The organism is Sandarakinorhabdus sp., from assembly GCF_032115815.1.
Classification (GTDB): domain Bacteria; phylum Pseudomonadota; class Alphaproteobacteria; order Sphingomonadales; family Sphingomonadaceae; genus Sandarakinorhabdus.
In genome coordinates this window covers 1-6,710 of the sequence record NZ_JAUMBI010000034.1, presented here as the reverse complement: position 1 = coordinate 6,710, position 6,710 = coordinate 1, and the positions used below count along the sequence as shown (strand labels likewise).

Genomic DNA, 6,710 nt, shown 5'->3' with positions numbered 1-6,710 from the left:
GCCCCAGTTCCATAAGCGCGGCCAGCACCGGCAGGCTGCGGGCGCGGCGTGACCATTCGGGCGTGTAGTTCATCGGATCGCGCGTATCGCCATCCTGGCTGAGATAACTCGCCGTCAGCTTCATCGACGCTTTCAGCGCCTCGCCATGGCGGGTGATGGCCATGCCGCAATCATAGGGTGTGTTCAGCCATTTGTGGCCGTCGCTGGCAATCGAATCGGCCAATTGGATGCCGGCGACCTGGTGAGCAAAGCGGGGGGACGCGGCGAGCCACAGGCCGAAGGCGCCATCGACATGCACCCAGGCGCCGGCGGCCTGCGCCAGCGGGATCAGTGCGGCGAAATCATCGCACTGCCCGAGGTTGAGATCGCCGGCATTCAGGATGACGATGGTCGGCACGCCCGACGCCTGTGCCAGCGCGACTTTCAGTTCTTCCACCCCCACACGCCCCGGCGTATCACCGGCAAGTGGCACAACGCATGCCGTGCCAAAACCGAGCAGCCGCAGCGCCCTTGTGACACTGCCGTGGTGGTGGGCATTGGCCAGCACGCGGATCGGCGGCGCGCCAAACAGGCCGTTCACCTCCACATCCCAGCCCGCGCCGGCCAGCACATGGTGGCGCGCGGCCGCCAATGCCGCAGCATGGCTCATCTGGCAGCCGGTGGTGAAGCTGACGGCGCAATCGGCAGGCAGGTACAGCGCCTCCAGCAACAGCTTTGCGGCCACTTCCTCCAGAACGGCAGCGGCGGGGCTGGTGGCGGCGAGCACGGCATTCTGGTCCCACAGGCTGGTCAGCACGTCGGTCGCCTGCGCTGCCGGCAGGGCGCCGCCGTTCACCCAGGCAAAAAAGCGCGGGGAATTGTTGCAGTTCAGCCCCGGCTCAGCGGCGCGGGCGATGGTGCGCACCACGTCGGCGGGGTCCATGCCGCGTGTGGGCAGGCTGGCGGGCAGTGGCGCCAGAATGTCCGCGCGGCTGCCGGTGGGACCCACGCTGCGCTGCGCCAGGCTATCGATGAATCGGCGACCTTCGGCGACGGCCAAATCGAGGGGGGTGGGGTCTGGCGGGCTCATGGCGCGCCTCATAGCCGAGGTGCGCGCCACTGTCTTGCGAGATTGAAACAGCGTGTTCGCCTGTCCTACAGGCTGGCCGCAATGCTAGGCTTTGGTCCTGTCATCGTGCGCTCGCCCCCGCGTCCGCCGCCCTGGTTCAGGCCGCGCATCGCGCGCACGGGCGCGCGCATGCAGAACTTTTCGTAACTTTTGTAACCTACAGCTCGGCTGGCCCGGAGCAGAAAAGCGGCTGGCGCGGCTGCGACAATCTAGCTATCTCGCAGATGCAACATGAAAGGGAGGCCGCCCATGGCCAACAAGCTCTATCCCGATGCCGCCACCGCGCTTGATGGCCTGCTGTTCGATGGGATGACAATCATGTCCGGCGGGTTCGGCCTGTGCGGCATCCCCGAAAAGCTTATCGCCGCGCTGCGCGATGCCGGGGTTAAGGGCCTCACCGTGATCTCCAATAATGCTGGCGTCGATGGCTTTGGCCTCGGCCAGCTGCTGGAAACGCGGCAGATCGCCAAGATGATCAGTTCGTATGTGGGCGAGAACAAGGAGTTCGAACGGCAATATCTGTCGGGCGAGCTGCAACTGGAATTCAACCCGCAGGGCACGCTGGCCGAGCGTATCCGCGCCGGCGGTGCGGGCATTCCGGGCTTCTACACGAAAACCGGCGTTGGCACGCTGGTGGCCGAAGGCAAGGAGCACAAGCAGTTCAACGGCGAGACGTTCATTCTTGAAACCGGGCTGGTGGCGGACGTGTCGATCGTGAAGGCGTGGAAGGCCGATCCGTATGGCAACCTCATCTTCCGCAAGACCTCGCGCAACTTCAACCCAATGATGGCCACCGCCGGCAAGGTGACCGTGGTCGAGGTGGAAGAACTGGTGCCGGCTGGCACGTTCGATCCTGATCATATCCACACGCCCGGCGTGTTCGTGCAGCGATTGTTCGTTGGCCGCGATTATGAAAAGCGCATCGAGCAGCGCACCGTTCGGGAAAGGGAGCCCGCCTGATGTGGACGCGTGATCAACAGGCCGCCCGTGCCGCCAAGGAGCTGCAGGACGGGTTCTATGTGAACCTGGGCATCGGCATGCCGACCCTGGTGGCCAATTTCATCCCCGAAGGCGTGGACGTGACGCTGCAGAGTGAGAACGGCATGCTCGGCATGGGGCCGTTTCCCTTTGCCGGAGAGGAAGATCCGGACCTGATCAATGCCGGCAAGCAGACCATTACCGAACTCGATCGCACCAGCTACTTCAGCAGCGCCGACAGTTTCGCCATGATCCGCGGCGGCCATATCGATCTGAGCATCCTGGGCGCGATGGAAGTGGCCGACAATGGCGACATCGCCAACTGGATGATCCCCGGCAAGATGGTGAAGGGCATGGGCGGCGCCATGGACCTGGTTGCCGGCGTGAAGAAGATCATCGTGCTGATGGAGCACAACGCCAAGGACGGTTCAGCCAAGTTCAAGACGGCGTGCACCCTGCCGCTGACCGGCAAGGGCGTGGTGGACATGGTGATTTCCGAACTCGCCGTGCTGGCCCGCCCGGCCAAGGGCGCGGCGTTCAAGCTGATCGAACTGGCCCCGGGCGTTGATCTGGACACGCTGAAGGCCCGCACCGAAGGTCATTTCGACAGCTGAGCACTTGGGCCTGACACGAAAGCGGGGCCGGCAGCGGTTGCTGCCGGCCCCGCACTCCGGTCGGGGGAGATCAGAAGCGGAAGTTCACGCCGGTCATCACCGCATGGCGGTGATAGTTCAGGGTGGCGCCGCCGCCGATACCTGGCAGCGAATCGTTGCCGTAGTCGCTGTAAGCATATTCGATGCGGGCCGAGACATTTTTGCCCAGCATCTGCTCGTAACCGGCGCCCACGGTGTAGCCGTCACGGTTTTCCGCGCCGCCGGCCGGGTTGGTGACCGAGAATCGGGCGTTGCTGTAACCGCCGCGGGCATAGAGCAGGCCTTCCGGCGTCACCAGCCAACCGGCGCGGGCGGTGACGTTGATGGTGCGGCCGGCTTCCAGATCGAAGGTAGGGAAGCGGTTGCTGCCGGTGCGGCCGGTGAGCGAGGTTTCAACGCCGAGCACGGCGCTGCCCAAGTTGAAATCATAGCCGATCTGGCCACCATAAGCGAAGCCGTCACCTTTGGCGCGGACGGTGCTGGGCGGCACGGTGCCGAGATCGAGCGACTGACGGTCCTGCTGCCAACCAAGCTGGGCACCGATGAACGGGCCGTTGAAGTTCTTGGCTTCCTGCGCAACGGCCGGGCCAGCAAGGGCAGCGGCGGCGAGCAAAGCGAAAGCGAAACGTGACATTGGTGTATTCCTTGTTTTGCGCCGGCGATGGGGATGGCCGGCTGCACAAGGGGTTAGGCCCCGCTGGCTGGCCATGGCCTGAACCAAGCTGGGCAATTTGGTGGCGGTGTGGTGCATTTGCCATACACTGGCCTTGTTTCGTTCAGCGGGCCTTCAGCAGGGTGGCCAGCCGAAACACGTCGCTTGACGCCAATCAGCATATTCTTTATGTTTTGCATAAAGAATATGACTGGAGACAAAAAGTGACCGACATCAAGCATCGATTGCAAACCCTGCAGGGAGATTTCAGCGGCATGGCCCGCCTGCTCAGTGTGCTGTTCGCTTTTGCCGCTCTCTCGCTGTTTGCCGAGGCCTATGTGCCGCTGAAGCAGCTCGGTGCCGTGCTGGTCGCGGGGGATCGCGCCGGCAGCCCTGCCATAGGCGAACGGCTGATCGCATTGCTGCCGGCGGTTCTGCTGCTGGGTACTGTTTGGCAGGGGCAACGGCTGTTCAGCCATCTCGAAGGCGGCGCCTTGCTGGCACCAGTAACGGCACAGCATGTCCGGCGCAGCGGTGAATGGATGGTATCAGCCGCGGTATCGGCCCTGGTCATCGGCGAAATCCAGCACGGCACGGCCACGGGTTCGGCGCTACTGGTCGGGGTCGCTGCTGTCGGTCTGGCGCTGCGCAGCCTGGCCGGCGTGCTTGATCATGCCGCCGTCATGCAGGCCGATCTTGATCAGATCGTCTGAACCATGGCGATCATTGTCACCCTTGATGTCATGCTGGCCCGGCGCAAACTGAAGGCGCGCGATGTGGCGGCTGCCATCGGCATGGCCGAAACCAACCTGTCGCTGCTGAAATCCGGCAAGGTGAAGGGCGTGCGCTTCGACACGCTGGCGAAATTGTGCCGCGTGCTCGATTGCCAGCCGGGTGACCTGCTGGCGTTCGATTCCAACGGCCCGGATGAAACCGATTAGCCCTTCTTAAGGTGCCGGCGGCCCAACAGCTCGGCGATCTGCACCGCGTTCAGTGCCGCACCCTTGCGCAGATTGTCGGACACGCACCACAGCGCCAGGCCATGCTCCACGGTCGGATCCTTGCGCACGCGGGAGACGAAGGTGGCATAATCGCCGACGCATTCGACGGGGGTGACGTAGCCACCGTCTTCCCGCTTGTCGACGAGCATGATGCCCGGCGCTTCGCGCAGCAGGCTCTGCGCCTTGGCGACGGAGAGCGGCATTTCGAATTCGACGTTGATGGCTTCGCTATGGCCGACGAAGACCGGCACGCGCACGCAGGTCGCCGTCACCTCAATGTCGGGATCGAGGATCTTGCGGGTCTCCACCGTCATCTTCCACTCTTCTTTGGTGTACCCGTCCATGCCGCTGTCCGGCCCAAGGAAGCTGTCGATGTGGGGGATCACGTTGAAGGCGATGCGCTTGGTGAACTTCTCGTTCACCGGCTCGTCGCCCACGAAGATGGCGCGGCTCTGGGTGAACAGCTCGTCCATGCCGTCCTTGCCGGCGCCGGAAACTGATTGGTAGGTGCTCACCACGACGCGCTTGATGATGGCGGCATCGTGCAGCGGCTTCAGCGCCACCACCATCTGCGCGGTGGAGCAGTTGGGGTTGGCGATGATCATGCGCTTTTTATAGCCGTCGATGGCTTCCGGATTCACTTCCGGCACGATCAGCGGCACGTCGTGATCCATGCGATACAGGCTGCTGTTGTCGATGACGACACAACCCTGGCTCGCGGCCTTGGGGGCATAGATCTTCGTCGGGCCGGAACCGGCGGCAAACAGCGCGATATCCCAGCCGGTGAAATCGAAATGCTCAAGGTTCTGCACCTTGATCTCGCGACCGGTCTCGCCAAACTCGACCTTGTCGCCCACCGAGCGCGACGAGGCGACGGCAGCAATATCGTCGAGCGGGAACTGCCGTTCCGCCAGTATGTTCAGCATCTCGCGCCCGACATTGCCGGTGGCGCCCACAACAACGACCTTGTAGCCCATGTGTCACTCCTTGGGCTGCGGCTGTTAGCGCATCAGGGCGCAGAGTCCAATATTAACCGTGTGAAGCCGCCCTCAGAGCAGCGCAGCGATCCGCCTGATGGCTTCGTCAAAACCCTTGGCCTGGTGGGCGAAGCCGATCCGCAAGTGGCTGGGGTGGCCGAAACAGTCGCCCGGCGCGATCAGCACGCCGGCAGCCGCTGCGGCCGTGCAGAAGGGCCGGCTGTTGCGGCCATCGCGGAACCAAGGGAAGCAGGTGGTGCCGCCCTGCGGCGCGGTCCACGCCAATTGCCCGGCGGAACCATCGATCAGCGCCGCCAGCAGGGCCAGATTGGTTTCGGCGACCTGCTGCAGCCGGTCCAAAATCGCCTGCCGGTGCACCAGTGCATGGGCGGCCAGATGTTCCAGCACGGGTGAGCCGCTGACGGTGAAATAGCTGCGGGCGTTGATCATGGCCTGGCGGCGCCGGGCATCAGGTTCGATGATCCAGCCGGTGCGCAGGCCGGGCAGCGACATCGCTTTCGACAGGTCGCTGATCACCACGACATTGGCGATGCCGGCGGCCGATCGCTGGGGCGCGCCGAAATAGAGCGGGTGATAGACTTCGTCGACCAGCAGCCGGATCGACCGTTCAGCGAGAGCGGCCGCCAGTGTATCGATCTCGGTTCGTGGCATCACCACGCTGGTCGGGTTGTGCGGCGTGTTGAGGATGACCAGCGCAGTGTCCGCGGTGACGGCGGCCAGGATTGCCTTGGCGCTGAACGCAAAGCCGCTTGTGCCGCCGACAGCATAGGCTTGCGTCTTCAATCCCAGCGTCTGCGCCATGGCGGCATAGGCCGGGTATGCTGGATCGGGGATGAGAACATGAGCGCCGGGCTGGCTGACGAGACACAGCATGATTGACAGCGCTTCCGACGCGCCGGTGGCCATCACCACCCAGTCAGGATCTGCATCGTGAAAGGCGGCGACGGCAGTGCGCACCGCCAGCGCGCCCTGTGGCGGCGCATATCTGAGCGCGATCTCGCCGATGTCGAGGCCGGCGCCCCCCAACTGCGTCAGCGCTGCCACCGTGAAACCGGGGCCGGTGCTGGAGGCTAGATCAAATGCAATCGGCGGTGTGGCGAAGTTATAGGTCGCCAGCCATTCATCCAGCGCGAATGGCGGAAGTTCCACTATGCTTTCCTGCGGCCAAGGATGGCGGTCACCGCCAGATCAGCCGTCACATTGCCCAGCGTGCGGAACACGTCGGGCACCAGCTCCACCGCCAGCAGTACCGGCAGCACGGCGATGGGCACGCCCATGGCATTGGCGATTGGCACGCAGGCGGCGAGGAAGGTGATGGAC

General features: G+C 64.1%; 9 protein-coding genes. 4 read left to right on the top strand and 5 right to left on the bottom strand.

Annotated features, from left to right (window positions below; translation table 11 throughout):
* Positions 1-1,069: pyridoxal-dependent decarboxylase (locus RT662_RS01945; protein WP_313668699.1), on the bottom strand; the 1,069-nt coding region annotated here is incomplete at its 3' end.
* 288 nt (positions 1,070-1,357) lie between these two features.
* Here RT662_RS01945 and RT662_RS01940 point away from each other — a divergent pair.
* The gene (locus RT662_RS01940; RefSeq protein WP_313668698.1) at positions 1,358-2,068 is read left to right on the top strand and encodes a CoA transferase subunit A; all 711 of its coding nucleotides are present in this window, start codon (positions 1,358-1,360) and stop codon (positions 2,066-2,068) included.
* Entirely contained in the window at positions 2,065-2,700 is a 636-nt protein-coding gene (locus RT662_RS01935; protein ID WP_313668703.1) for a 3-oxoacid CoA-transferase subunit B, read from the top strand. Before RT662_RS01940 ends, RT662_RS01935 begins: the two co-directional genes overlap by 4 nt.
* A gap of 70 nt (positions 2,701-2,770) precedes the next feature.
* On the opposite strand, the gene RT662_RS01930 is transcribed toward RT662_RS01935, so the two are convergent.
* Entirely contained in the window at positions 2,771-3,373 is a 603-nt protein-coding gene (locus RT662_RS01930) for an outer membrane beta-barrel protein (RefSeq protein WP_313668697.1), read from the bottom strand.
* Here RT662_RS01930 and RT662_RS01925 point away from each other — a divergent pair.
* Both RT662_RS01925 and RT662_RS01920 read left to right on the top strand, forming a co-directional pair.
* Positions 3,367-4,104: a hypothetical protein gene (locus RT662_RS01925; RefSeq protein WP_313668696.1), complete on the top strand. Its 738-nt coding sequence runs from the start codon at positions 3,367-3,369 to the stop codon at positions 4,102-4,104. The genes RT662_RS01930 and RT662_RS01925 overlap by 7 nt on opposite strands.
* 3 nt (positions 4,105-4,107) lie before the next feature.
* Positions 4,108-4,332, top strand: coding sequence for a helix-turn-helix transcriptional regulator (locus tag RT662_RS01920; RefSeq protein ID WP_313668695.1), 225 nt, complete (start codon positions 4,108-4,110; stop codon positions 4,330-4,332).
* Here the strand turns inward: RT662_RS01920 and RT662_RS01915 are convergent.
* The 3 genes from RT662_RS01915 to RT662_RS01905 all read right to left on the bottom strand — a co-directional run bounded on the left by RT662_RS01915 (position 4,329) and on the right by RT662_RS01905 (position 6,685).
* Complete coding sequence (locus tag RT662_RS01915) at positions 4,329-5,369, bottom strand: aspartate-semialdehyde dehydrogenase (RefSeq protein ID WP_313668693.1); 1,041 nt, start codon at positions 5,367-5,369, stop codon at positions 4,329-4,331. The two genes, RT662_RS01920 and RT662_RS01915, sit on opposite strands and share 4 nt — an antisense overlap.
* A 72-nt stretch (positions 5,370-5,441) precedes the next feature.
* Positions 5,442-6,539: a pyridoxal phosphate-dependent aminotransferase gene (locus tag RT662_RS01910; protein WP_313668691.1), complete on the bottom strand. Its 1,098-nt coding sequence runs from the start codon at positions 6,537-6,539 to the stop codon at positions 5,442-5,444.
* Entirely contained in the window at positions 6,539-6,685 is a 147-nt protein-coding gene (locus RT662_RS01905) for a cation:dicarboxylate symporter family transporter (RefSeq protein WP_313668701.1), read from the bottom strand. Before RT662_RS01905 ends, RT662_RS01910 begins: the two co-directional genes overlap by 1 nt.
* Positions 6,686-6,710: the final 25 nt, after the last annotated feature.